The 26,188-nt window shown below is 67.1% G+C and carries 23 protein-coding genes; 17 read left to right on the top strand and 6 right to left on the bottom strand.

Annotated elements, in window-relative coordinates; all coding sequences use genetic code 11:
• Positions 1-13: 13 nt before the first annotated feature.
• From E5CHR_RS21195 to E5CHR_RS21185, 3 genes are all read right to left on the bottom strand, one after another.
• On the bottom strand, positions 14-1,267 hold the full coding sequence (locus tag E5CHR_RS21195) for an SRPBCC family protein (RefSeq protein WP_162581680.1): 1,254 nt from the start codon (positions 1,265-1,267) through the stop codon (positions 14-16).
• A gap of 181 nt (positions 1,268-1,448) precedes the next feature.
• The gene (locus E5CHR_RS21190) at positions 1,449-2,405 is read right to left on the bottom strand and encodes a helix-turn-helix domain-containing protein (protein ID WP_162581679.1); all 957 of its coding nucleotides are present in this window, start codon (positions 2,403-2,405) and stop codon (positions 1,449-1,451) included.
• Between the two features lie 127 nt (positions 2,406-2,532).
• On the bottom strand, positions 2,533-3,132 hold the full coding sequence (locus E5CHR_RS21185; RefSeq protein WP_162581678.1) for a cupin domain-containing protein: 600 nt from the start codon (positions 3,130-3,132) through the stop codon (positions 2,533-2,535).
• A 77-nt stretch (positions 3,133-3,209) separates the two neighbouring features.
• On the opposite strand from E5CHR_RS21185, the gene E5CHR_RS21180 reads away from it, so the two are divergent.
• The 5 genes from E5CHR_RS21180 to E5CHR_RS21160 are packed head-to-tail and all read left to right on the top strand — an operon-like array spanning position 3,210 to position 8,463.
• Complete coding sequence (locus tag E5CHR_RS21180; RefSeq protein ID WP_162581677.1) at positions 3,210-4,376, top strand: M20 family metallopeptidase; 1,167 nt, start codon at positions 3,210-3,212, stop codon at positions 4,374-4,376.
• Positions 4,373-5,428: a hypothetical protein gene (locus tag E5CHR_RS21175; protein WP_162581676.1), complete on the top strand. Its 1,056-nt coding sequence runs from the start codon at positions 4,373-4,375 to the stop codon at positions 5,426-5,428. Before E5CHR_RS21180 ends, E5CHR_RS21175 begins: the two co-directional genes overlap by 4 nt.
• Positions 5,425-6,585, top strand: coding sequence for an aromatic ring-hydroxylating oxygenase subunit alpha (locus tag E5CHR_RS21170; RefSeq protein WP_162581675.1), 1,161 nt, complete (start codon positions 5,425-5,427; stop codon positions 6,583-6,585). Before E5CHR_RS21175 ends, E5CHR_RS21170 begins: the two co-directional genes overlap by 4 nt.
• Positions 6,579-7,454 carry an alpha/beta fold hydrolase gene (locus E5CHR_RS21165; protein ID WP_162581674.1) on the top strand — a complete coding sequence of 292 codons (876 nt, stop codon included), beginning with the start codon at positions 6,579-6,581 and terminating at the stop codon, positions 7,452-7,454. Before E5CHR_RS21170 ends, E5CHR_RS21165 begins: the two co-directional genes overlap by 7 nt.
• A 13-nt stretch (positions 7,455-7,467) precedes the next feature.
• Positions 7,468-8,463, top strand: coding sequence for a Bug family tripartite tricarboxylate transporter substrate binding protein (locus tag E5CHR_RS21160; protein WP_162581673.1), 996 nt, complete (start codon positions 7,468-7,470; stop codon positions 8,461-8,463).
• 23 nt (positions 8,464-8,486) lie between these two features.
• Here E5CHR_RS21160 and E5CHR_RS21155 read toward each other — a convergent pair whose 3' ends face one another.
• Entirely contained in the window at positions 8,487-9,011 is a 525-nt protein-coding gene (locus tag E5CHR_RS21155; RefSeq protein ID WP_162581672.1) for a hypothetical protein, read from the bottom strand.
• A gap of 38 nt (positions 9,012-9,049) precedes the next feature.
• Positions 9,050-9,982, bottom strand: a complete 933-nt coding sequence (locus E5CHR_RS21150; RefSeq protein ID WP_162581671.1) for a LysR family transcriptional regulator — start codon at positions 9,980-9,982, stop codon at positions 9,050-9,052.
• A gap of 94 nt (positions 9,983-10,076) precedes the next feature.
• On the opposite strand from E5CHR_RS21150, the gene E5CHR_RS21145 reads away from it, so the two are divergent.
• From E5CHR_RS21145 to E5CHR_RS21100, 10 genes are all read left to right on the top strand, one after another.
• Positions 10,077-11,471: an acyclic terpene utilization AtuA family protein gene (locus tag E5CHR_RS21145; RefSeq protein WP_162581670.1), complete on the top strand. Its 1,395-nt coding sequence runs from the start codon at positions 10,077-10,079 to the stop codon at positions 11,469-11,471.
• Positions 11,468-11,929 (top strand): AtuA-related protein, encoded by a 462-nt coding sequence (locus E5CHR_RS21140; protein ID WP_232062140.1) that lies wholly within the window; start codon positions 11,468-11,470, stop codon positions 11,927-11,929. Before E5CHR_RS21145 ends, E5CHR_RS21140 begins: the two co-directional genes overlap by 4 nt.
• The gene (locus E5CHR_RS21135) at positions 11,926-12,918 is read left to right on the top strand and encodes a Bug family tripartite tricarboxylate transporter substrate binding protein (RefSeq protein ID WP_162581669.1); all 993 of its coding nucleotides are present in this window, start codon (positions 11,926-11,928) and stop codon (positions 12,916-12,918) included. Before E5CHR_RS21140 ends, E5CHR_RS21135 begins: the two co-directional genes overlap by 4 nt.
• 61 nt (positions 12,919-12,979) lie before the next feature.
• On the top strand, positions 12,980-14,977 hold the full coding sequence (locus E5CHR_RS21130) for a hydantoinase/oxoprolinase family protein (RefSeq protein WP_162581668.1): 1,998 nt from the start codon (positions 12,980-12,982) through the stop codon (positions 14,975-14,977).
• A complete protein-coding gene (locus tag E5CHR_RS21125) occupies positions 14,974-16,701 on the top strand; it encodes a hydantoinase B/oxoprolinase family protein (RefSeq protein ID WP_162581667.1) in 1,728 nt (575 codons plus the stop codon). Before E5CHR_RS21130 ends, E5CHR_RS21125 begins: the two co-directional genes overlap by 4 nt.
• A complete protein-coding gene (locus tag E5CHR_RS21120; RefSeq protein WP_162581666.1) occupies positions 16,698-17,660 on the top strand; it encodes a Bug family tripartite tricarboxylate transporter substrate binding protein in 963 nt (320 codons plus the stop codon). Before E5CHR_RS21125 ends, E5CHR_RS21120 begins: the two co-directional genes overlap by 4 nt.
• A 26-nt stretch (positions 17,661-17,686) precedes the next feature.
• Positions 17,687-19,390, top strand: coding sequence for a hydantoinase B/oxoprolinase family protein (locus E5CHR_RS21115; RefSeq protein WP_162581665.1), 1,704 nt, complete (start codon positions 17,687-17,689; stop codon positions 19,388-19,390).
• Between the two features lie 5 nt (positions 19,391-19,395).
• Complete coding sequence (locus E5CHR_RS21110) at positions 19,396-20,079, top strand: FMN-binding negative transcriptional regulator (RefSeq protein ID WP_162581664.1); 684 nt, start codon at positions 19,396-19,398, stop codon at positions 20,077-20,079.
• A 5-nt stretch (positions 20,080-20,084) separates the two neighbouring features.
• Positions 20,085-20,894, top strand: coding sequence for a class II aldolase/adducin family protein (locus tag E5CHR_RS21105; protein ID WP_162581663.1), 810 nt, complete (start codon positions 20,085-20,087; stop codon positions 20,892-20,894).
• Positions 20,891-21,820 (top strand): 2-hydroxyacid dehydrogenase, encoded by a 930-nt coding sequence (locus E5CHR_RS21100; protein ID WP_162581662.1) that lies wholly within the window; start codon positions 20,891-20,893, stop codon positions 21,818-21,820. The genes E5CHR_RS21105 and E5CHR_RS21100 overlap by 4 nt, the downstream gene beginning before the upstream one ends.
• Here E5CHR_RS21100 and pdxR read toward each other — a convergent pair.
• Positions 21,792-23,336 carry a MocR-like pyridoxine biosynthesis transcription factor PdxR gene (gene pdxR / locus E5CHR_RS21095; RefSeq protein WP_162581661.1) on the bottom strand — a complete coding sequence of 515 codons (1,545 nt, stop codon included), beginning with the start codon at positions 23,334-23,336 and terminating at the stop codon, positions 21,792-21,794. The two genes, E5CHR_RS21100 and pdxR, sit on opposite strands and share 29 nt — an antisense overlap.
• Before the next feature lie 101 nt (positions 23,337-23,437).
• On the opposite strand from pdxR, the gene gabT reads away from it, so the two are divergent.
• Together gabT and E5CHR_RS21085 are read left to right on the top strand one after the other, a co-directional pair.
• The gene (gene gabT / locus E5CHR_RS21090; RefSeq protein ID WP_162581660.1) at positions 23,438-24,706 is read left to right on the top strand and encodes a 4-aminobutyrate--2-oxoglutarate transaminase; all 1,269 of its coding nucleotides are present in this window, start codon (positions 23,438-23,440) and stop codon (positions 24,704-24,706) included.
• A complete protein-coding gene (locus E5CHR_RS21085; protein ID WP_162581659.1) occupies positions 24,703-26,187 on the top strand; it encodes an NAD-dependent succinate-semialdehyde dehydrogenase in 1,485 nt (494 codons plus the stop codon). Before gabT ends, E5CHR_RS21085 begins: the two co-directional genes overlap by 4 nt.
• Position 26,188: the final 1 nt, after the last annotated feature.

Below are 26,188 nucleotides of genomic sequence, written 5' to 3'. Positions count from 1 at the left end.
GGATGGGGGCGAGTCAGAAGAGGACTTCGTCGTTGAGCACCTTCTCGGCATGCCGGATCAGGACCTCCTGGTCCTGCAGGTACATGCGCCTGAAGACGCCGGAATCGATGGACCGCTGCGCGCCCAGGGTGGTGTTGCCGTCCTCGCGCCAGAGGTCGCGCAGGCTGTACTTCATGTACTCGGCGGCCCAGCGCGAGACCAGGTCGTTGGTGTTCACGGGCGGGGCAAAGTAGCGCGCGTTCCAGCTCGAAGTGTTGTGGGTCTTGCCCGGCATCATCTTGTGGACGATGTAGGCGCTGTGCCCGAGGAACACGATGTGCATGTTCGGGAAGATGTAGAGGTAGTCGAAGAACCAGTCCTCGCTGCGGGCCGGATTCACGCCCTTGGCCCAGGCCTCCAGCGGCACCCGCGCCGCGGTGTTGCTGGCGAGGGTCTGGCCGACGCGGCTGGCCAGGGCGGCCACCGGCGCCACCTTCGAAAGGTCGGAACCGATCCTGGCGCGGTTGCCGTAGAAACTGCCGGAGCCATGCTTGCCGAGCAGCTTGAAGTCCCAGGCGTGGCGCGTGGGCGCGTCTTCGCTTTCCATGAAGCCGGGCGCCGAGCGCCGGTGCAGGTACTTCAAGTGGTAGCCATCGAGCTGCGAATCGCGCAGCACCGGCCAACTGCATTCGAGGTCGGCGCGGTAGGACACCTGCACGCTGGTCTGCTCGAACGGATAAGCGTTGTAGAGAGCCGGCAGTTCCTCGCCCAGGTGCTCGCTCAGGGTCTGCTTCGGCTCGGGGTCCAGGTTGAGGAAGATGAACCCCTTCCAGGTGTCGACGGCCACCGGGACCAGGTCGGTTTCCATGTGCTCCGGGCAGAAGAACATCTCCTTCTCGGTCACCAGCACGTTCTTGCCGTCGAGACCGTAGGACCAGCCGTGATAGATGCAGGTGAAGCGCCCGCGAACGTTGCCGTAGCTCTGGAACACCAGCTGGGTGCCGCGGTGCATGCACACGTTGTGGAAGCCACGGATCCTGCCATCCAGCCCGCGCACGATGACGACCGAGGCGTTCGCGATGGCGACCTCCTCCACGAAGTAGTCGCCGGGGTTGGGGATCTCGTCGATCCGCTTGGTGGTGGCGATCCAGGTCTTCTTCCAGACCTTGTCGCGCATCTTCCCGAAGTACTCGGGCGAGCGATAGGACTCGATGGTCACCGGCCCGGTGCCGAGCTCGGGATGGTCGAGCGTCCAGCGCGTGTTCTGCAGGTCACTGAGTTTCATCATGGATTCCGGCGTTCTTTGGTATGGCGCAAATCTAGGCCGTGCGGCGCGAATGCTCTTGTCGTTGCGCGTACAGGCGTTTGCCGTGGAGTGCACACCGGGAAAATCCTGGGCGCACGCGGGTGCGCGCCGGCCGCCCGGCACGGGGCGCGGATCTGCAAGAGGGAGAGAGAGGGGAGGGGGCCTACTTCGCGCGCGCGGCGCGCAGCAGCTCGCTCGGCGCGTGGCCGAACTTGCGGCTGAAGGCGTGGGTGAACTTCGCGTGGTCGCCGAAGCCGGCCGCGTAGGCGATCTGGGCGACCGAGGTGCTGCGGTCGGCGCGGTTCAGCGCTTCATGGGCGAACTGCAGGCGCAGGCCGCGGATCCACTGCGAGACCGGCTCGCCGGTGTCCTTGAACAGCAGGTGCAGGTAGCGCGGTGAAATGCCGCAGCCCTCGGCGATGGTGCCGGGGGACAGCTCGGGGTCGGAGAGGTGCCGGCGCACGTAGGCCTCGATGCGGACCAGGTGGGCGTCCCGCACCGCCGACTGCTCCGACTGCAGCGCGTCGGGATGCTGCTGCAGGCTGAGCGACAGCAGGTCGATCAGATGCGTGCCCATCATCGAGAGCAACTGGTGGCTGTGCCCCAGCTCGCAGTGCTGCGTCACCAGCTGCAGGTAGTCGTGGAACAGGCGGCCGACGCCCTGGCTGCCGTCGTACTGGCGCGCACAGAAGCGGCGCGGCTCGCCGATACGGGCCTTGACGGCGGACACCGGCACCTTCAGCACCCACATGGTGCTGTCCTGACCGCAGCCGAACTCGTAGGGCTCCTCGCTCAGCTCCAGCACGAATTGGCCGGGCGCGCAGCGAGTCGTGCGACCGAGCTGCGAGAACTCGACGTCGCCCTGCACCGGCACGGTGAGCAGCAGCTGGCGCTCTTCCTTGTCGCAGTGCTGGCGCAGGCGCTTGCAATCGAGGCCGCCGGAAACCAGAAGGGACAGGGAAGCCGGAGCCAGGTCCCATTGGTCGAGCTGGCCGCGAACGGCCCCGTCGTCGTTGAAGGCGACCTGGAGGTTGAACAGCGCCTCGGAAATGACCTCGCGCCAGTAGTCGGCCTCTTGGTTGCGCTGGGCGCCGTCGGTGGTGGTGTATCTCTTGTGCATCGCGGATGAAGCGGAGAGCGTGGGGCAAAGGCGGCGGCAATGTTGAAGCAAGCCACGTGCCTGTCAAGGGAGGTTCCCCGATGCACGCCGGCGCCGAACCGCAGGGCGTGCGCCATCGTGTCGGGCCCTAGAACGTCGGCGGCGTGTTGACCCAGAGGATGCGCGCCACACGCTCGCCGGGATTGCGGTAGCCGTGAGGCATCTCGGAGGGAAAGAAGATCGAATCGTGCGGCCCCAGGCGATGGATCTTGTCGCCGATGGCGATTTCGACTTCGCCCTCGAGCACGTAGGCGAGCTCTTCGCCGACATGCTCGATGAAGCCGCCGCTGCTGCCGCCCGCATCGATCACGTGGATCGAGGCGTAGAGCAGTTCGCCGTTGAGCGCCACCCCTTCGAGCTTGATGCCCACGCTGCCGTTGCGCCCGATCGCGTCCACGCTGATGATCGGACGCTGGCCCGCACGCGATATGAAGTCGCCATCGCCGCCCTCCGCAATGAGCTTGCCGATCGAACTGCCCAGCTCCGCCGCGAGCTTGTGCAGTGTCGGCAGCGACGGATACACGTGGTCGTTCTCGATCTTGGAGATCAGGCTCTCCGAACAGCCGACCCGCTCCGCGAGATCTTTCATGCTCAAGCGGCGCGCGCGCCGGGCGGCCTTGAGCTTCGGTCCTATGCGGAGTTCCCCCCCTTTTTTGTTCGGTCGTTCGATGGCTGAGGCGTTTTCCATGGCCCGATTGTGCTCTGTACTTGAAATACAGCCAACACACAGTAGAATTCAAGTAACTTGAATCGTAGGAATTGCACATGAATCCAACGGATGCCGTCGCGCTATGCAGCCGACTGATCGAATTCGATACGAGCAATCCACCGGGAGATGAGGCGGGCTGTGCCGGCTTCCTCGGCCGGACGCTGGCCGACGCGGGATTCGAGGTCGCCGAGCATTCGTTCGGTCCACGGCGGGTGAACCTCGTCGCACGCAAGCCGGGCGCGCGTGCGACACGGTCGCTGTGCTTCGTGGGCCATCTGGACGTGGTGCCGGCTGGCGCGATGCCGTGGCGCCATCCGCCGTTTCGCGCGACGCAGGAGGGAGGACGCCTCTACGGCCGGGGATCGTGCGACATGAAGTCCGGCGTTGCGGCGTTCGTCGTGGCGGCCATGCGTTCTGCCGCGCAGCTCGGCGAGGATGCTTCGCTGACGTTGGTCTTCCCCGGTGGCGAGGAGACCGGCTGCGAGGGCTCCAGCGCTCTCGTGCGCAGCGGCGTGGACCTGACGGGCTTCGATGGCATCGTCGTCGCAGAACCCACGGACAACAAGCCGCTGCTTGGCCACAAGGGCGCGCTGTGGCTTCGCGCCCGCGCTCGCGGCGTCGCGGCCCACGGTGCGATGCCGCACATCGGCGTGAATGCCGCGGTGAAGGCCGCGCACATGGTGCTGCGGCTGCAGGATTTCTGCGCGGACATGCCGGCGCATCCCGTGCTGGGTTCGCCGACCCTCAGCATCGGCAAGGTTCGCGCGGGTCATGCGGTCAACGTCGTGCCGGACTTCGCCGAAATCGATGTCGACCTGCGCACGACGCCCGGCCTCGATCACGATACGCTGCGCCGGCGTGTCCTCGAGGAACTCGCTCCGGACATCGACGACATCGAAACGATCGTCAGCATGTCCAGCGTGTTCACCGATCCACGGTCGCCCTGGGTTCAGGAGGTCTTCGAGATCGTGCGGCAGGAAACGGGCCGTACCCCGGGCCACGAGACCGCGAGCTACTTCACCGATGCGAGCGCGTTGTCGATGGCGGTCGGTGGGGCTCCGATCGTGATCCTCGGCCCCGGCAGCCCGCGCCTCATGCACCAGACCGACGAGTACTGCGAGACCCGCCAGATTTTCGAAGCCGAGCGGATCTACTTGCGCTTGATCGCCGAAACGCTCCTGCGTCCGGTCTCCCGAAACGTCTCTCTCGCATTGCAGCCATGAGCGCAATCGATCGTGCGCTAGACACGCTTGTGGTCCGCCAGTTTGCCGTGCGGCCCGGCACCGTCGTGCTGATCACCGCCGACGAGGCCAGCGACCGCATCCTCGTCGACCGCTTGTCGGCGCGCGCGTGCGAAGCCGGTGCCGTGGCCTCGGTGCTGGACCTTCCACGGCTTCCGCTGCAGGGCCTGCTGGCCGATCCCCACATTCCGCCTGATGCTGCCGCGGCCTTCGGCGCCTGCGATGTGTGGTTCGACCTCACCTTCCCGTATCTCGCAGGTTCGACACCGTTCGCCCGCGCCATGGAAAACGGCCGCACGCGCTACCTGCTGCTCGGTGACGTGCGTCTCGATGGCCTGGCGCGGCTGTACGGCAGCGTGGACTACGACGCGTTGTTCGACCTGCAGGAAGAAGCCGACCGCATGCTGCGCGACGCACAAGGCCAATGGGGCCGCATCACGACGCCATTGGGAACCGACATCGAATTCCGGATCGGCAAGCCCGCGACGCGCAAGACACGGCAGGCGATCGGCCCTGGTGCGCAAACGGTTCCCGGCTCCGCCATCTTCTATCCCGAAGTGGAAACGGTGCGCGGCACGATCGCGCTCGAGGCAGCGTTCCACGACCACTATGAGCGGCTTTCCCGGCCCCTGCTGCTGGAAATCGACGGCCGCATCCGCCGCGTGGGACCTGGCCCCTGCCGCGAGCCGATGGAGCGCGCGCTGCGGCGTGCCGGCGGCGGCGAGTTCGGCCAGGTCATCCACCTGACCATCGGCCTGAACCCCATGGCCGCCGACCAGGGGCAATCGTTCATCGAGGACATCCGCGCGGTCGGCCGCAATGCGATCGGCCTTGGCCTGCCTTGGTGGGTGCCCGGGGGCGGAGAGAACCATCCGGACGGCATCGTCACGCGCCAGTCGCTCTGGCTTGCCGGCCAGCCCGTGCTGGCCGACGGCCGTCCTGTCGCCGGCCATCCCCTGGCAGCCCTGCTAGCCGCCGTCGAAGCGAGCACCACGCACGCACCCATTCAGAACCAAGAGGAACCACACGCATGAATCCCAAAGAAGTCATCCGAATCAAGCATGCCGCCCGGGCGACCGCCGTGCCGGTGGACCGGGCCCGCCATTCGCCAAGCGACATCTACACCTCGCAAGAGATCTACGACCTCGAGCGCGAGCGCATCTTCATGAAGGATTGGATCTGCTGCGGCCGCATCGAAGCGCTGGAGAAGCCGGGCGACTACCTGTCGCTCGACCTGATGGGCGAACCGTTCGTGATCTCGCGCACCGCCGCGGGCGAACTGCGCGCATTCTCCAATGCATGCCTGCACCGCGCCGTTGCCGTCGCGCCGCCGGGCGAGGGCAACAAGCGCGCCTTCATCTGTCCATTCCACGGCTGGTCCTACGACCTCGAAGGGCGCTTGCTGGGCGCGCCGCGCATGGACATGGCCGAAGAATTCGACAAGCGCGATTGCCGCCTGCCACCGTTGCGCGTGGACGAGTGGCAAGGATGGGTGTTCATCTGCTTCGACGACAACCCGCCGCCGCTGGCCGATCACGTCGCGACGCTGGAGCGCGATTTCGGCTTCATGCGGCAGCAGGACTGCCGGCTCGCCGTGACCACGGTCAACGAGATCGACTGCAACTGGAAGCTCGTCGTCGAGAACGTCATCGACCTCTACCACGTGAACATGGTGCACAAGACTACGAACGGCCGGCAGTTCACCTCCGAGGCATTCAAGTTCCAGGCACGCAATGATGGCGGCTACTACGCGACGTTCAACTCCGGCCCCTCCACGCTGACGGGCCAGCCTGTATTCGGCCGCATGCCATGGCTCGCCGAGCTGCCCGACAACTTCGCCGCGACCGGCCGGTTGCGCCCGAACTTCACGTTCTTCGCGCGCATCGACACGGCGCACGCGCTGTGCATCTGGCCGATCGGCCTGAAGCGAACGCGCGTCACCGTCTATACCTTGCTGCCGAAGATGTACTTCGACGCACCGGACTTCGCCGACCGCGCGATGGCGTACCAGGAGTACCAGAACAAGGTGATCTCCGAGGACCGCGAGGTGCTGGAGATGATGCAGCGCGGCCTCGGCTCCCGCCTGTACAGGCCTGGCCGAATGGCCCACATCGAAGAGGGCGTGCACCACATCGAAGCCGAATACCTCGCCCGGCTGGCCGCCTTCCTTGACGCGGAGGCGCCATGTTGATGCGCTTCGCGAACGTCGACGGCGTTCCGACGCGCTACATGGAAGCCGGCCCGGCGGACGCGCCCGTGCTGCTGCTGGTGCATGGCCTGACGCTGACCTGCGACATCTGGATGGAGATCGCCGATCGGCTCGGCGCGGACTACCGCGTACTCGCGCCCGACATGCTGGGCCATGGATTCACGCGACCCTCGGTGCCGGCCGAGGAAGTAGACGTTGGCGCGAAGGCTGCGCATCTCGCGCGCTTCGTCGAGGTCGTCGCGAACGTGCCGACCATGGATGTCTGCGGCGCTTCCTATGGTGCGCTCGTCGCCTGCAACATGTACCTGCGACGGCCGGCCTCCGTGCGGCGCCTGGTGTTGCACGGCAGCGGCTCCTGCTTCAACGACGAGGCGCAATTGCGGAAGGCCGTCGATCGTGCGCATGCGACCTATGCCGGTCTGCTGTCGGCGTCGGCACCAGCGGGCTGGCGCCATCACCTGGCCGGATCGGTCTTCGACGGCGACACGATCCCGCCGGCATTGCCGCACGTCCTCGCGCTGACCTATGCGCAGCCTTGGATTCACGCCTATTGGCACGCGACCATCGCCGCGATGTCGGACCCGGTGAAGTTCCGCCCGTACCGCGTGCTGGAGCGGCTCGAGGACATCCGCGCGCAGACGCTGCTGGTCTGGGGTCTGGATGACCCGGGCGCCCCGGTGGCGGCGGCGCGCGCCGCGCTCACGCGAATGCAGAAGGCACATCTTGCGACGCTGGAACGTTGTGGGCACTTCCCGATGTTCGAGCATCCCGCGCAGACCGCCGAATTGATGCACGCCTTCCTGTCGAACCCACCCCGTGACTCCGACGCGCGCATCGATTCCCCACTCTGAAGGACCTTTCACCATGAACGACATTCGGTATTCACGGCGCACATTCCTGGTTTCTTCCGGCGCCGCGGCCACGTGGTTGGCGCTGCCGGCAGGTGCCCAGCCCGCAGCGACCGGTTGGCGACCGACGCGGCCCGTGCGGCTGGTCGTGCCTTACCCGCCTGGCGGCGGCATCGACATCGTCGCGCGCTTCATCGCGCCGCGGATGCAGGAGCGGCTGGGCCAACCCGTGGTGATCGAGAATCGCGGCGGCGCGGTCGGCATGATCGGCTCGGAGAACGTCTACCGCGCGGCGCCCGACGGCCTGAGCTTCGTGGTGGCCAGCGCAGACACCCATTCGATCAATCCGCATGTCTACGCGGACATCCGCTACAACGCGCGGGAGTTCGCGGCTGCGGCGCCGATCGCGACGCTGGACTACATGCTGGTGGGCCGCCCCGGACTCGAGGCCGGGAGCATGAAGGAGCTCGCGGAGCTCGGCAAGAAGCGCGAGCTGACCTTCGCATCGAGCGGCGTGGGTTCGTCCGCGCAGGTGGTGACCGAGGCACTGAAGTCGCGCTACGGCCTGAAGATGCTGCATGTCCCGTTCGGCGGTTCCGCCCCCGCGGCTGCGGCGGTGATGGGTGAACAGGTCGACCTGGTCATGCTGCCGATCGCGATCGCGTTGGCGAACCGCTCGAAGGTGAAGGTATTCGGTGTCGCTTCGGACAAGCGGTTTGAAGGCGCGCCTGACATTCCGTCGCTGGCGGAACAGGGTTTCCCGATCGGTCTGGAGCCCGCATGGATCGGCCTGATGGCACCGCCCAGGACGCCGCCGGAGATCCTGCGCGAAGTGAACCTGATCGTCGGCGAGATCGTGCGCGACCCCGAGGCGAAGAAACGCCTGACGACGCTGGGCCTCGCGCCCTACACCGCGACGATGGAAGAGTTCGCCGCTCACGTCAATGCGGAGTATGACCGTTGGGGCAAGGTGGTGCGGGCAGCGGAAGTCAAGGCGGACTCGCCGAAGTGAGCCCCGAGGGCGGCCTGATCTTGTCACCGATCGGTTGACCAGTCCGGGGGCGCTCCGTCGAATCGGACTGCGGCACCAGATGCACATGGCGACCACCCGTGGTTTGGCTTGCGTCCATTCGAGTTCCCCAGCCTATAACCCACGGTTATTCGGCCGTTCAATTCTTCATTTGCCTCGACAAGTTGCGGCACCAACAATTCATCCAGACCAAAGCGACAAGGCGGCTCGCGCCATTCGTCGCAAAGAGACAAACGATGAAACTGCGTGCTCGCCATCTTCTCCCCATACTTTTCATGGCCCTGCCGTTTGCCGGACGGGCCGACGATTGGCTGGCCGTCCAAGCCGGTGAAGCTGGTGGTGCCATTTGCAGCACGTGGTGCAACGGATGTGATGGCAAGACTGCTGGCCCAGCGCCACGCGGTGGTCTGGAGGGCTACATGGTCGTGCTCTGGGCGGTGTGCTGCACTTTCATCGTTGGCTCGACCGCGCAGTTGCCCTGCAGGTGCGACCGCACCGGGAAGAAGACGCGCGCAGTGCATGAGGTGCATGCTGTACCGACTGCCTCATGCGGTGCGATGACCTCCTATCACCCGGGGCTCTCCCGCGCCGCCAGTTGCAAGCGCAGAAAGTCGTGGATGCGGCCGCGCTCGGCCATGAGGCGGTCGTACAGCGCGACCGCCGCGAACGAAAGGCTTTTTCCGCGGCGGCGCACGATGTAGATCGAACGCGACAAGCCCGGGATCTTGAGCGGGCGGATGACCAGCCCCGGCCGCGTGAACTGGAACAGCGTGAGCTCCGGCACCACGGTGATGCCCAGCCCCGCCTGCACCATGCCGGCCACGGTCGCAAGGTGGTCGAGCTGCAGCACCGTGTTCATGGGCAATGGATCGAAGGCACGTTCCAGATGCTGGCGCACGCTGCTGTCCCGCGAGAGGTGGATGAACCTGTGAGCGGCGAGATCCTTCACCTTGACCGAGGGTTGCTGGGCAAGCGGGTGCGAATGGCTGCAGACGAGGCAGAACCGGTCTTCGCTCAGGCGGTGGGCTTCCATGTCTTCGCCCTCGGCCGGACGCGAGGCAATGGCGAAATCCACCGTGCCCGCGCGCACGAGCGCAATGCATGCATCGGCACGTACGTCGTGCAGGGTCAGCTCGATGCCGGGATTCTCGGCATGGAACTGGGAGAACACGTGCGGCAGCCAGGCCGCCGCTGTCGAAGGGAGCGCGGCAATGGAAACGCGCCCCTTGCGGCGATTGGCGTGGTCGCGGAAATCCGTGAGAACTTCAGTGAAATCGCCATGCAGCCGCCGCGCCGATTCCAGAAAAAGCGTGCCGGCTTGCGTCAGCTCGACCGAGCGCGTCGTTCGATCGAACAGCTTCGCACCCAAGGCGGTCTCCAACGTCGAGATCCGGGTACTGAAGGCAGACGACGACAGGTGGGTGCGCGCTGCCGCCCGCGTGAAGTTCTGCAAGTCGGCCAGCGCGAGGAACGCCTCGAGGTCGCGGGTGGAGATGTTCATGAGCGGCGTCCTCCGATTGCACCAAAAAATCGAATAAATGTTCGATTCTTTCCATTTTACAGACTTGACCGCGCGGTCTAAAGTTTGTAACGCGATGTCCATTCCTTCTTACTCCCGTCCGTCTCCCTCACCGTTGCTGATCGGCTGCGGAGCGGGCTTTTCGGGCGACCGGCTCGATGCGGCGGTCGCCGTGGTTCGTACTCTGGTATCGCGGGGTGGTCCCGCTTGCCTGATCTACGAGACCTTGGCCGAGCGCACCTTGGCCTTGGCGCAACTGCGGCGCCGCACTGATCCGGACGCCGGTCACGATTCACGGCTTGAAGGCTTCCTGCGGCCCGTCCTGGGCGATTGCCTGGCCCACCGCATCGCGATCGTGAGCAATTTCGGTGCGGCCAATCCGCGTGGCGCGGCCAGGCGAATCGCCACGCTGGCCGCCTCCCTGGGGCTCGAAGTACCCCGCATCGCCGTCGTGGAGGGCGACGACCTCTCGGGCGAGCCCTATCGCGCGTTGCTGTGCGACGCGCTCGGGGCTTCGGCGCCGCCCTCCGCGCCGGTGAGCGCCAATGCGTACGTGGGAGCCGAAGCCATCGCGGCCGCGCTGTGCGCCGGCGCGCAGGTGGTGGTGTGCGGACGGGTGGCGGATCCGTCACTCGCGCTGGGGCCGGCCATCGCCCATTTCGGCTGGGCCATGGACGATTGGGATCGCCTCGCACGCGGGACCATCGCAGGCCACCTGCTCGAATGCGGCGCGCAGGTTACGGGCGGCTACTTCGCCGACCCTGGGCGCAAGGACGTGCCGGACCTCGCCGAAGTCGGATTCCCGATCGCGGAGATCGACAGCGATGGCCACTGCATCATTGGCAAGGCCGATGCGACCGGCGGCCGGGTGGACGCGCGGACGGTCACCGAACAACTGCTTTACGAGATCCACGATCCCGCCGCCTACGTGACGCCTGACGTCGTGGCCGATCTCACGGAAGTCAGCGTCGTTGAACTCGGCGACGATCGGGTCGCGGTCAAGGGCGTGCGCGGGCATCCGCGTCCCGAGCGCCTGAAGGTGAACGTCTGCCATGAAGGCGGTTGGCTGGCCGAGGGCGAGATTTCCTATGCCGGTCCGGGGGCGGAAGCGCGCGCCCGACTCGCCGCGCAGATCCTAGCCCGACGCCTGCAGGGCCGCCCGCTGCGCTTCGATCTGATCGGACGCGTCAGCCTGTTTGGAGACGATGCGGGCCACTTGCTGTCCGGCGTCGAGGACGGCGGGGCGCAGGATGTCCGGTTGCGCGTCGCGACCGCGGACACGAACCGCGTCCGCGCAGAGCAACTCGCCGAGGAGGTTGCCGCGCTGTACACCTGCGGGCCCGCCGGCGGAGGCGGCATTCGGACGAACGTCACCGCCCGACTGGCAACCACTTCCTGTTTGGTGCCACGCGAATCGGTACGCGTGACGTGGTCCTGGGCCGCTCCCCGCAAGGCGGGAGTCGCAGCATGAGCGAAACCAGCAGTTTGCTCGGGCAGGCGGATGGCGACAAAGCCACGGGGCGGGGTTCCTGCAGATTCACCTTGGCCGATGTCGCCCACGCCCGCACAGGCGACAAGGGCGACATCTCCAGCATCGCGGTGGTCGCATGGGCGCCCGAGCTGTACCCGCTGCTCGTGGAACAAGTTACGGAGGACGCCTTGCGCGCGCACTACCGCCACCGGCGATTGGGCAGCGTGCGCCGCTACCTGCTGCCGCGGCTCAATGCGCTGAACATCGTGCTCGAGGACGCGCTGGACGGAGGCGTGAACAGTGCGCTCAACCTTGACGCGCACGGCAAGTCATTCGCATTCTTCCTGCTGACTTTGCCTGTCGAGGTGCCGCCCACGCTCCGAGCCCTGCTCAATCCTCCGAGCAAGTCCCTTTCCGACCATTCCCAGCCTATTTCACCCGCCAGGAGTCTTTCATGAACATCGACAGGACGCGCCGCGCCATTCTCGCTTCCGGAGCCTCAGCCTTGGGCAGCGCCGCCATCGGCTGGCCTGCGCTGACGTCCGCTCAGGATGCTGCGTTTCCGACCAAGCCGGTCACGCTGATCGTGCCGTTCCCAGCAGGCGGCACGGCCGATGTTGTCTACCGGGCCCTCGCCCGATCGACCGAACCTCACTTGGGGCAGACGATCGTGATCGAGAACAAGCCGGGAGCCAGCGCGACCCTGGGCGCATCGACCGTGGCCCTCGGGCGTCCCGATGGCTACCAGATCGCGGTGATGCATTCGGGTGTGCTGCGGCTGCAGTTGATGCAAAAAACGAACTACAACGCACTGACTGATCTCACGCCCATCATCCAGATCAGCGCACTGGACGTCGGCATCCTCGTGCGCGCAGATTCGCCCTACAAGACTTTCAAGGACTACCTGGACGACGCCCGCAAGCGGCCCGGCCAGGTGACGTATGGGACCAACGGGCAGGCGACCTCGCAGAACCTGGCACTGATCACCCTGGCGGCGCAGGAGGGCATCACGCTGAACCACGTTCCATATAAGGGCGATGCCGAAGCCACGGCGGCGTTGCTTGGCGGCTTCATCGACGCGCACGCCGGCGGCACGATCCTGGGCGCTCTGGTGGACGGCGGCAAGGCGCGCTGGCTGGCGGTGTTCTCCGATAGACGCATGAAGAAATGGCCCGATGTGCCGACGCTCTACGACTTGGGCTACAAGATCCCTGTGGGCAGCCCGACCGGACTCATCGGTCCTGCGCACATGCCGCCGGTGGTCGTGAAGAAGCTCCATGACGCTTTCAAGGCAGGCTTGGCCGAGCCGTTGACAGTCTCGACCCTGGAGCGCAACGCCATGGACGTGTACTACAAGGACGGCGCGGCCTTTGCCGCGTTGATCCGGCAGTCCTATGAACTGGAAAAAGAGCGGGTGAGCCGCGCAGGCCTGCTCTTGAAGAGCTGAGTCAACCCGGGCCGCCGGATGCCGCCGTGCGCATACGAAGTCGATGTAAACAGGAGCTAACATGCAAGTAGGAGTCGAGATCGGTGGCACCTTCACCGATCTGGTGTGGTTGCAGGAAGACGGCACGGTCGCCACGGGCAAGGTGCCCTCGACCCCCGGGAACATTCATCAGGCGGTGCTCGACGCCGTGCGCACGGCCAGCGTTCCGCTCGCCAAGGTCGATCAGTTCTCGCACGGCTCGACGGTCGCGACCAACGCGTTGCTGACGCGGCGCGGCAGCTCCACCGGCCTGGTCACCACCTTGGGTTTCCGCGACGTGGTGGAGATCGGCACGCACGACCGCGTCGGCAACATCTACACGGCCTTCTATCGCAAGCCCAAGGCACCGGTGCTGCGCCGCAACGTGTGCGAGGTGGACGAGCGCATCAACGCGAGCGGCAAGGTCACGCAGCCGCTCGATCTCGACGCCGCTTGGGCGACCATCCGGCCGATGATCGAGCAGGGCGTGAGCTCGCTGGCCATCTGCCTGCTCAACGCCTACCGCAACCCCGAGCACGAGGCCCGGCTTGCCGCGATGCTGCGCGAGCGCGCGCCGGAGCTGGAAGTGTTCGCGAGCCATGAGGTGTCGCCGGAGTTCCGCGAATACGAGCGCACCGTGACGACCACGGTCAATGCCTTCGTCGGCCCGGTCGTCAAGGGCTATGTCGACCGTCTGGCGGCCGGCCTCGCGAGCGACGGCTACAAGGGCGCGCTGCGCCTCATGCAATCGAACGGCGGCATCATGCCCGCCGCCGCCGCCGGATCGAACGCGGTGCGCATGCTGTTGTCGGGCCCGGCGGCGGGCGTGCGCGCTGCCATCTGGTTTGCGCGCCGCAACGACATCCAGGACATTCTCACGCTCGACATGGGCGGCACCAGCACCGACGTCGCGGTCGCACCCAAGCTCGAGCCGCGCATCGTGTCCGAGCTTACCGTGGACGGTCTCCCAATCCGCACGACAGCGGTTGACATGGCGACGGTCGGTGCGGGCGGCGGCAGCATCGCGTCCATCGACGCGGGCGGCTTCCTCAACGTCGGCCCGGCCTCGGCGGGCGCGGTGCCCGGTCCGGCTTGCTACGATCGCGGCGGCAAGCTGCCGACGGTGACCGACGCGCAGGTCATCGCAGGCCTGCTGCGGCCGGCACGCTTCTTCGGCGGGCGCATGGCGCTGCGGGCGGACCTCGCCACCGAGGCGCTCGAAAGCCTTCAACTGCCGGGCACCGTCGGTGAAAAGGCCGATGCCATCCTGCGCATGGTCAACAGCAACATGGCCGCTGCGGTGCGTCTGGTGTCCACGTCGCGCGGCATCGATCCGCGCGATTTCACGCTCCTGGCCTATGGCGGCGGCGGGCCGGTGCATGGCGCGATGGTGGCCGACGAGGTCGGCATGGGCCGGGTGCTCATCCCCTGGTCGCCAGGCATCTCCAGCGCGTTCGGCCTGCTGGTCGCCGACCTGATCGTCGATGTGGTCCGCGCGAAGATGGAGCCGCTGTCAGACGTATCGCTCGACGATGAATCGGTCGCGCAGGTCAAGGCCTTGTGCACCGCGGAAGCCGACAAGCTCGACCTCCCGCCCGACAGCTATACCGTCGATGTCGGCGCCGACCTGCGCTACACCGGCCAGGGTTTCGAGATCACCGTATGGAGCGCGCACGGCGCCGCGACGGCCACCCAGCTGCGCGAATTGTTCGAGGCTGAGCATGCCCGCCGCTACGGCTACGCGCGCTCGTCGCTGTCGATGCAGGTCGTGAACCTGCGTGGACGCATCGTGCGCAAGAACGCAGCGCAACTCACCACACCAGTGGCCGCCGCATCCGGCGCCGAACGCGAAATGCAAGACATTGTGTTCGCGGGTGAAACCCGCTCTGCCATCTTCATGCCGCGCGCCGCGCTGGCCCCCGGCCAGAGCATCGCCGGCCCCGCCGTGCTGGAAGAAAACACCTCGACCGTCGTCGTACCTCCTACCTGGACCGCGACCTGTCTGCCGAGCGGCGACCTGATGCTGGAGAAATCCGCATGACCGCAGACACGACACGGCACGACGACCCGACGCAGCTCGCCATCCTCGCGAACGCGATGCGCGCCATCGCCGACGAGATGGGCGCGATCCTCGTGCGTTCCGCCTTCTCGACCGTGGTGCGAGAGGCACGCGACTGCGCGACCTCGCTGCTCGACGCCAAGGGCAACGTCGTCGCCGAGGCCGAGATGATCCCGATGCACAACGGCGGGTTGTCTGCGGCCTTCCGCGAATCGAGCAAGCAGCTCGATCTGTCCAGGCTCACGCCCGACAGCGCGATCCTGCTGAACGACCCGTACTCGGGCGGCCAGCACCTGAACGACATCATCCTGTTCCAGCCTGTGTTCGTGGATGGCGAACTGCTCGGGTGGACCGGCAACACCGCGCACCACCTCGATGTCGGCGGCGGCGGCGCCGGCATCAACATGGATGCGTCGGAGCTGATCCAGGAAGGGATCATCCTGCCACCGATGCTGATCGACGTGAAGAAGGATCTGTACGGCGGCCCGATCGACCGGCTGGTGTTCGCGAACGTGCGCACGCCCGAACTCGGCCGTGGCGACTTCTATGCACAGCTCGCGGCCAACCGCACCGGCATCGCGCGCATGCAGGAGCTGGCCGCGCGGGTCGGCGTGGCGACCGTCCGCCGCGCGATGGACGAGACGCTCCGGTACGCGGAGCGGCGGATGCGGGCCGCGATCGCGACGATTCCACAGGGCAGCTGGCACGGGCAGGCCATGATCGACAACGACGTGCGCGGCACCGAGCCGCTGGTGCTCAAGGCCAAGGTGACGGTCAGCGAAGGCGGCAACATCGAATTTGACTTCACGGGCTCGGCACCGCAGACCAAGAGCATGTTCAATTGCCCGACCTCGTCGGCGCTGGCGGCTGCCATCGCGGCGGTGCGCAGCCTGCTCAACGACAAGGAAATCCCGGCCAACGAAGGTTGCCTGCGGCCGATCAAGGTGGTGTTCCCGCCACAATCGATCATGAACCCCGACCCGGGGCTTCCGGTCCGGGCACGGGCCAACGTGTGCTATCGGTTGATCGACGCGGTGCAGGATGCGCTCGCGCAGATCATCCCGGACCGCGTGCCCGCGCAGGGCTTCAACTCGACCACCGGCCTCTACCTGACGCAGCGGCGCCCCGGCGGCGGCATGCGCATCTATGCCGACGTGCTCGGCGGCGGCTACGGCGCCGCTTCCGACTACAACGGCGCGCACGCGCTCGCCAGCATCCTCGGCTCGTCGCGCAACACGCCGATCGAGTCGATCGAGCAGGTGCATTCGCAGCTGCGCATGCTGCATTACCGGCTGGTGCCGGATTCGTGCGGCGCGGGCCAATGGCGCGGCGGACTCGGCTTCTCGCGCGCGATCGAGATCCTCGAAGAGGGCATCGAGCTGAGCTTCTACTCGGACCACTTCCGCTATCCGCCGCGCGGCCGTCAAGGCGGCAGCGATGCGGCGCGCGGTTCGCTCACCGTGACGCGAGGCAAGGAGGTCTTCAGCCTGCCCAACACCGACGTGATGAAGCTGCAGAAGGGCGACATCGTGGAGTTGAAGGTCGGCGGTGGCGCCGGGTGGGGCCAGCCGAGCGCGCGCAGCCTGCAGGACGTCGAGGCCGATGTGGCCGACGGCATCGTGACCGAAGGCTTTGCACGCCAGCACTATCCGAGCTATGCCGACAAGCACGCGACGCCGGCGCTTGCCGCAGAGGCGACGTCATGAAGTTCGTCTCCGCCATCGCCGCGCTCGCGACATCGCTGCTTTTCGCGCTCCCCGCCGGCGCGCAGTCCTATCCGAACAAGCCGGTGAAACTCATCATAGGCTACACGGCCGGCGGCTCGGCGGACATCGTCGGCCGCATGGTCGCGACCGAGTTGTCCAATCTCAACGGCCAGCCCTTCGTGGTGGAGAACCGTCCGGGAGTGGGCGGCATGCTGGGCCTGGGCATGGTCGCGAAAGCGCCTGCCGACGGCTACACGCTGGGCCTCGGCGTGAGCGGCACGCTCGTCACCGGCCCGCATCTGCAGAAGGGCGCGCCTTACGACCCGCTGGCCGACTTCACGCCGATCAGCATCGTCGCACGCACGCCGATGGCGATCCTCGCGTCGCCCGAGTACGCGGCGCCGAGCGTCACCGCGATCCTCGACGATGCGAAGGCGCGGCCGGGCGAGGTGATGTTCGCTTCAGGCGCCCAGGCCTTCGAGCTGGCGATCCAGCTGTTCCAGGTCATGGGCGGCGTCAAGATGGGTTCGGTGCCGTATCCGGGCGGCGCGCAGGCGTCGATCGACGTGATCGCCGGCCGCGTGCCGCTCATGGTCGATGTCATCGGTGCGCAGCAGGCCAACATCAAGGCCGGCAAACTGCGGCCGGTGGCGGTGCTCGACAGCAAGCGATCGACGGTGCTGCCCGATGTGCCGACCGTTTCCGAATCCGGCATCGCCGGCTACGAGGCCGTGGGCTGGAGCGCCTTCATGGCGCCCAAGGGCACGCCCGAGGCCGTGGTGAGCAAGCTCAACGCGCAGATCCGGCAGATCATGGCCAAGCCCGACGTGCGCGACCGGTTGCTGGGCCTCGGCTTCGAGCCGGCGTCCAATACCTCGGCCGAACTCGGCGCCATGATCCAGGGCGAACACGCGAAGTGGGGTGCGCTGGTCAAGCAACTCGGACTGGTGGCCCAGTAAGACACGCGAACAAGAAAAGGAGACCCATGACCGCAAGCACCGATCAATTCACGCGCCTGGCCATCCTCGCGAACGCGATGCGCGCCATCGCCGACGAGATGGGCGCGATCCTCGTGCGCTCGGCTTTCTCGACCATCGTGCGCGAGGCTCGCGATTGCGCCACCGCCTTGCTCGACGCCGAAGGCAACGTGGTCGCGCAGGGGGAAATGATCCCGATCCACAACGGCGGCCTGTCGCAGGCGTTCCGTGCCTCGGCGGCACAGCTCGATTTGTCGGCCGTGGGGCCCGACAGCGCGATCCTGCTGAACGACCCGTACGCGGGCGGGCAGCATCTCAACGACATCATCCTGTTCCAGCCGATCTTCGTGGAAGGCGAACTGCTCGGCTGGGCCGGCAACACGGCGCACCACCTCGACATCGGCGGCGGCGGTGCCGGCATCAACATTGAGGCGAGCGAACTGATCCAGGAAGGGATCATCCTGCCGCCGCTCCTGATCGACGTGCAGAAAGACCTGCATGGCGGCCCGATCGACCGGCTGGTGTTCGCCAACGTGCGCACGCCCGAGCTCGGCCGCGGCGATTTCTACGCGCAGCTCGCGGCCAACCGCACCGGCGTCGCGCGCATGCAGGAACTGGCGGCGCGGGCCGGCACCGACACGTTGCGGCTCGCGATGCAGTCGAGCCTCGCGCATGCCGAGCGCAGCATGCGGGCCGCCATCGGATCGCTGCCGCTGGGCACCTGGCGCGGCGAAGCACGCATCGACAACGACGTGCGCGGCACCGAGCCGATGGTCATCAAGGCCAAGGTCACGGTGGAGGCGGGCGGCAACATCGAACTCGATTTCGAGGGCTCGGCGCCGCAGGTAAAGAGCATGTTCAATTGCTCGACGTCGTCGGCGCTCGCCGCGGCGGTGTGCGCGGTGCGCAGCGCCTTCGTCGACAAGGACATCCCGGCCAACGATGGCTGCATGCGGCCGCTGCGCGTGTTGCTGCCCAAAGGGTCGATCCTCAATCCAGATGCGGGCCTGCCGGTGCGAGCCCGCATGCTGGCCTCGTACCGCCTGCTCGATGCCGTGCACGATGCGCTCGCCAAGGCGGTGCCTCTGCGCGTGCCGGCGCAGGGCTTCAACTCGACCACTGGCCTGTACCTGGTGCAGAAGCGGGCCGATGGCCGGACGCGCATCTACGCCGACGTGCTCGGCGGTGGCTACGGCGCCGCGTCGGGCTACGACGGGGCGCATGCCTTGGCCGGCATCCTGAGTTCGAGCCGCAACACGCCGATCGAATCGATCGAGCAAATCCATTCGCACCTGCGCATGCTGCATTACCGGCTGGTGCCGGACTCGGGCGGCGCAGGCAAGTGGCGCGGAGGTTTGGGCTTCTCGCGCGCGATCGAGATCCTCGAGGAAGGCATCGAGCTCAGCTACTACTCGGAGCATTTCCGCTACCCGCCGCGCGGCCGCGAGGGCGGCTGCGACGCGGCATGCGGCTCGCTCGTGGTCCGTCGCGGAGACCAGACGATCCGCCTGCCCAACACCGAAGTGATGAAGCTGAACAAGGGCGACATCGTCGAACTCACGGTCGGCGGCGGCGCAGGCTGGGGCGACCCGGCCGACCGCGGCCCGACCGCGGTCGAGAGCGATCTGGCCGACGGGCTCATCACACCGGCGTTCGCACGGCGCCACTACGCGGCCCAGGTCGCCGAACCCACCGCGACTGAAGTCGCCTGAACGCCATGCTGTTTCGTCCAGACCGTTATCTGGGGACTGATGCCCAGGCCACGCAGTTCGCTCGCCAGCTCGGCTTTGGCCTGCTGGTGTCGCAGCTCGACGGGGAGCTGCATTTTTCGCATCTTCCGTTGATCGTCGATTCGGAAGGCGACCGCATCGTCTGCCTGCGCGGCCATTTCTCGCGCATGAACCCGCACTGGCGCGCGCTGGAGAAGCAGCCCGAGGCCACGGTGGTGTTCAACGGACCGAACGCCTACATCTCGGCCCAGTGGTACACGCCCGAATGCCAGGCCGCGCCGAGCTGGAACTACGCGACCGTGCATGCGAGCGGCGTGGTGCGCATCCTCGACACGCCGGAGGAAACCACGCAGATCGTCAACGAGCTGATCGTCATCAACGAATCCCGGCTGCCGCGGCAATGGGACCTGAACAGCTACAGCCCGACTCGGCGCGCCACGCTCACTCCGCACATCCTCGGCTTCGCCCTCGACGTGTCTCGGATGGAAGAGAAGTTCAAGCTGAGCCAGCACCACGCCGATGCCGACCGCCGCGGCGCCATCGCCGGCCTGCGCGAAAGGGGCGATTGCGACGGCCGCATGATGGCCGACATGATGGAAGCCGTCGCCGCCCGGCCGCTCGACACGGCGGCCCGCTTGCGCGGCAAGGCGCCTTCCGTGCAACAGGACTGATTCCGATGGACTTCACACACCCGAACACGCTTGCTCCGGCCTATCCCGCGCCCGAAGGCCTGGCGCAGGACGAATGGGCCTTGCGACTCGAACTCGCCGCCTGCTACCGACTCTTCGACTGGCTGGGTTGGGCCGAGAGCATCTACAACCACATCACCGTCCGCCTGCCCGACGTGGAGGGCCAGTCGCCCACTTTCCTGATCAACCCGTACGGCCTGCACTATGCCGAGGTGACGGCGGCGAACCTGGTGAAGGTCGACGTGGAAGCCAACAAGGTCAGCGAATCGCCCTGGCCGGTGAACCCAGCTGGCTTCGTGATCCACAGCGCAATTCATAGCGCCCGGCCCGATGCGCACTGCGTCATGCACACCCACACCACGGCCGGCATGGCGGTGGCCTGCAAGCACGACGGCCTGCGCAGCGACAACTTCTACAGCGCGAACCTGCACGGACTCGTCGCCCACCACGACTTCGAAGGCGTGACCACCAGCGCGGACGAGCAGCCGCGGCTCGTGGCGAGCCTCGGCGACTGCGAGGTGCTGGTGCTGCGCAGCCACGGCCTGCTCACATTGGGCCCGCATATCCCCGGCGCCTTCGCGCGCATGTGGAGCACGCAGCGTGCGTGCGAAGTGCAGATGGCCGCGGACTCGATGCAGGGCCCGAACCGTGTCGTGCCCGACTCCGTGCTGGCCGCGATGCCGATTCAGATGAAGGCGATGACGCAAGCCGCGGGCGGCACACGCCGGGGCGAGCTGCCTTTCCTGGCGCTGCTCCGCCGCGCAGGGATCACCTACGAAGCGCTCGCGCAGGCATGACGACGCCCGGCATCGCATTCATCAGCTCCTCCTTCGACATGCGGCCACTGGCCGGGCAGCTGCAGAGCCTGCGCCCGGACTGGAAGGTCCTCGTCTGGCCCGATGACGGCTGGGACCAAGCCGAGGTCGCCGTGTGCTGGAACACGCCGCCGGGCGTCTATGCGCGCATGCCCCGCCTCGCGCTGGTGCATGGCATCGCGGCCGGCATCGACAACATCGTCGAGCACCACGACCTGCGGGAGACACGCGTCTGCCGCGTGATCGACACCGCGCAGACACGCGGCATGGTCGAATACATCCAGTGGGGCGTGACCTATTTCCAGCGCGACTTCGACCGGGTGCTGGCGCAGCAGGCGCGCAGCGAATGGAAGCGGCCCGTGTTGCGCGCCGCGGAGGACTGCCGTGTCGGCATCATGGGCCTTGGTGCCACGGGCGCGACCGTGGCGCAGTCGCTCGCCGCGAACGGCTACCGGGTCAGTGGGTTCTGCCGCACGCCGAGGTCGGTCGAGGGCGTCGAGACTTTCGCGGGCGACGCGCAGTGGGCGCCGTTCCTGTCGTCGCTCAACATCCTCGTGTGCATGCTGCCGCTCACCCCGGCGACCCGCCATGTGCTGGGCCGCAAGACTTTCGACCTGCTGCCGCGCGGCACCGGGCTCATCCATGCGGGGCGGGGCGAGCAACTGGTGCCGGAAGATCTGCGCGACGCCATCGCGAGCGGCCAGTTGCGTGGCGCCATCATCGATGTGTTTCCGCAAGAACCCTTGCCGCCGGACGATTCGCTGTGGCGCACGCCCGGCATCGTCGTCACGCCGCACATGGCGACGATGGCATCGACCAAGGTCATCCTGTCGCAGATCGTCGGCAACGTCGAACGGCTGGGCAGCGGTGAAGCGCTCGTCAACGCCGTCGATGTGTCGAAGTATTGAGTGACATCGTCGACGGTGGCTCAAGGCATTCGAGCAGCGCCATGAAGGCCGGTTCGATCGCGTCGTCGTCGACGCAGGCATAGCCGAGCAGCAATCCTCGTCGCATCGACTGAGTTTTTCGGCCCTGTCGGCTTTGGTAGTAGCGCGACAGCGGCCTCGTGAGCACGCCGCGCAATTCGGCCCTGCGCGCGATGGCCACGTCGTCGCAATCGTCGGGGAGCCGCAGCACCAGATGCAGGCCGGCGTTGCTCGTCTGCTGATGCAAATACTGCGGCCCGAGATGCGTCGAGATCAGCTCGACCAGACGCGCCCGCCGCCGCGCATAGACCACGCGCATCCGGCGAATGTGGGCCGCGAACGCGCCGCGCTCGATGAACTCCGCCAGCGCCATCTGCGTGACGATGTGCCCTTCGCGATAGAGATCGGCATGCGCCGCGCGGAACGGGTCCGCGAGCACTTGCGGCAGCACCATGTAGCCGACTCTCAGCCCGGGGAACAGGGTCTTGCTGAAGGTGCCGACATAGATGACCGGACTGTCCGGCTCCAGCCCCTGCACGGACGGAACGGGGCGGCCCGCGAAGCGGAATTCGCTGTCGTAGTCATCCTCCACCACCCACGCGCCGCACGCGCGCGCGTGGGCCAACAACTCGCGCCGCCGGGCCAGGCTCATCACCGAACCGAGCGGATATTGGTGCGACGGCGTGACGAAGATCAGGCGGGGCGGCTTGCCGCCGCGCGGCCATCCCGCGCCAGGCTGCGAACTGTCGATGTCGGGGTGGTCGACCTCCATCGGCCGCACCCGTGTCGAGCCCATCTGCAGCACCTTGTGAAAACCCCAGTAGCCCGGCTCTTCGACCCACACCGTATCGCGCGGATCGACCAGCATGCGCAGGCTCAGGTCGATCGCCTGGTGCACGCCTTCGGTGATCAGCACCTGGCTGGCGTCGCATTGCACCGCCCGCGCGACCCGCAAATGCTCCGCGATGGCTTCGCGCAAGGCGGGATGCCCGCCGCCGTGCGCATAGGTCAGCATTTCGGGCGGCGGGGACTTCCACAGCCGCGCGAGGATCCGAGCGTAGGTGCGGTGCGGAAACTGCGTGACGTCGGGCACGCCGGGCATGAAGGCGCCCCATTGCATGGGCGACGCAGCCGCATCGGCGACCAGCGCCTGAGCCCGCTTCGACAGGCGCACGGCGGTCGATGCGACAGGCCGCACTGCCCGCGCTCTGCCGGTGCTCAACTGACTCTCGGGCGTGGTGGCCGCCACGAAGGTGCCGCTGCCGACCCTGGAATGCACATAGCCCTCGGCACGCAACTGCTCGTAGGCATGCAGCACCGTGTTTCGCGACATGCCGACCTCTTTGGCGAGGTCGCGCGACGCGGGCAGCGCGCTGGTCGGCGGCAGGCTGCCGTCGAGGATGGCATCGCGCAGGCAATCGAAGAGCTGACGGTTGAGCGCCGCGCCATCGGCGGGTCGCAGGCGCTGGAAGACGAGATCGGCGCAGATGGATTTCATGGGCTTAATGGCTCCATGACTTTAACCAGAAGCGGATCTTTCGGATGGAGCCAATAGAAAGTCCAATCGAATGCTCCAACTTTCTGGCAAGAGCTTTCGACATGACCTCCAACAGTGAACTCCAGGCCCGCCGTCTCGCCGCCACGCCGCGCGGCGTCGGCGTGATGTGCGACTTTTATGCCCAGCGCGCCGAGAACGCGAGCCTCTGGGATGTGGAAGGCCGCGAATACATCGACTTCGCCGCCGGCATCGCGGTGGTCAACACCGGCCATCGGCATCCGCGCGTGGTCGCGGCGATCGAGGCGCAACTCAAGCAGTTCACCCATACCGCCTACCAGGTCGTTCCGTACGAAAGCACCGTGGCGCTCGCGGAACGCATCAACGCGGCCGTGCCGATCGGCGGCCCGGTCAAGACCGCCTTCTTCACGACCGGCGCCGAGGCGCTCGAAAACGCCGTCAAGATCGCGCGCGCCCACACCGGCCGTGCGGGCGTGATCGCTTTCGGTGGCGGCTTTCACGGCCGCACGCTCATGACGCTCGCCATGACCGGCAAGATCGCGCCGTACAAGCTCGGCTTCGGTCCGTTCCCGGCGGATGTGTTCCATGTGCCATTTCCGAGCGCGCTCGATGGCGTGAGCGCCGCCGACTCGCTGGGCGCGTTGGCACGCCTCTTCAAGGCCGATGTCGATCCGAAGCGCGTTGCCGCGATCGTGATCGAGCCGGTGCAGGGCGAAGGCGGAATCAACATCGCGCCGACCGAGTTGCTGAAGGGCTTGCGCGAGATCTGCGACACGTACGGCATCGTGCTGATCGCCGACGAGGTGCAAAGCGGGTTCGCGCGCACCGGCAAGCTCTTCGCGATGCAGCATCACGGCGTCGAGCCCGACCTGATCACCATGGCCAAGAGCCTGGCCGGCGGCATGCCGCTGTCGGCTGTCGCGGGCCGTGCCGAGATCATGGATGCGCCGGCGCCGGGCGGCCTCGGCGGCACCTATGCCGCGAATCCGCTGGCAGTGGCCGCGGCGCATGCGGTGATGGATGCGATCGAGGACGAGCGGCTGTGCGAGCGTTCCGCGATGCTCGGCGCCCGGCTCGCCGAGCGCTTGCTCGGGCTGAAGGAAACGAACAAGGGCATCGCCGAGGTCCGGGCGAAAGGATCGATGGTCGCCGTCGAATTGCGCGATGGGGCGACCGGCGCCCCTGATGCGGAAGCGGTGAAAAGAGTGCAAGCCAAGGCGCTGTCGCAGGGCCTGCTGCTGCTGAGCTGCGGCATGTACGGCAACGTGATCCGCTTTTTGTACCCGCTGACGATTCCCGACGCGCTCTTCGACAAGGCGCTGCGCATCATCGAAGAAGCGCTGTCGGCATGAACGCGAAGACCAAGGAACCGACCGTGCGCGACCTCGGCCTGACCCGGCGCGACCTGTTGAGGAACGCTTGCCTGATCGACGGCGAATGGACGGCCGCGCAGGACGGCCGGACATTGCCCGTGACCAATCCGGCGTCTGGCCAACAGCTTGTGGATGTGCCGCTGATGGGCCGCGAGGACACGCGGCGCGCCATCGCCGGCGCCGCCGCCGCGCTGCCCGCATGGCGTGCACGCTCGGCCCGCGAGCGGGCCCGCATTCTGCGCCGCTGGTCCGACTTGATGCTCGCGCACCAGGACGACCTCGGCCGGCTCATGACCCTGGAGCAGGGCAAGCCGCTGGCCGAAGCGAAGGGCGAGATCGCCTACGCGGCGTCCTTTCTCGAATGGTTCGCGGAAGAAGCCTCACGGGTCGATGGCGAAGTGCTGCAGCCGCAGCGCACCGGTCAGCGCATCGTCGTGCTCAAGCAGCCGATCGGTGTCTGCGCAGCGATCACGCCGTGGAACTTCCCGGCGGCGATGATCACGCGCAAGGTGGCGCCGGCGCTCGCTGCGGGCTGCACCATCGTGGTCAAGCCGGCGGAGCTCACGCCGCTCAGCGCCTTCGCGCTCGGCGTGCTCGCGCTCGACGCCGGCGTGCCGCCGGGCGTGCTGCAGATCGTGACCGGCGATGCGCCCGCCATCGGCCAGGTACTCTGCGAAAGCGACACCGTGCGCAAGTTGAGCTTCACCGGCTCGACGGCCGTGGGCCGCACGCTGATGGCGCAATGCGCGCCGACCATAAAGAAGCTGTCGCTGGAGCTGGGCGGCAATGCGCCGCTGATCGTCTTCGACGACGCCGACCTGGAGCGCGCGGTCGAGGGCATCATCGCGTCGAAGTTCCGCAACGCCGGCCAGACATGCGTCAGCGCCAACCGCATCTACGTGCAGGCCGGCATCCACGATCGGCTGGTCGAGCGGCTGGTGCGGGCGGTCGAGGCGCTGCGGGTCGGCGACGGGGTGGAGCCGGGCGTCGCGATCGGCCCGCTGATCGACGAGCGCGCGGTCGTCAAGGTGCGGCAGCACATCGCCGATGCGCTGGACCATGGTGCAACGGTGCGCTGCGGCGGCGACGAGCATTCGGGCGGCGCGAACTACATCCGTCCGGTCGTCATCACCGGTGTGACGCAATCCATGCGCGTCGCCCACGAAGAAACCTTCGGCCCGCTCGCACCGATCTTCCGCTTCGAGACCGAAGTACAAGCTATCGCGATGGCGAACGACACGGTGTTCGGACTCGCGGCCTATCTCTTCACCGAAGATCGCAAGCGCCTCTGGCGAGTGGGCGAGGCGCTGGAGACCGGCATGGTGGGCATCAACACCGGGCTCATCTCGAACGAGGTCGCGCCCTTCGGCGGCGTGAAGCAATCGGGGCTCGGCCGCGAAGGCTCGCGCCACGGCATCGAGGATTACCTGGAGCTCAAGTACCTCTGCCTGCAGGACTGAC

This window comes from Variovorax sp. PBS-H4 (genome assembly GCF_901827205.1).
Classification (GTDB): domain Bacteria; phylum Pseudomonadota; class Gammaproteobacteria; order Burkholderiales; family Burkholderiaceae_C; genus Variovorax.
Note: the sequence above shows the minus strand (reverse complement) of the source record. Positions and strands in the feature narration are given on the sequence as shown.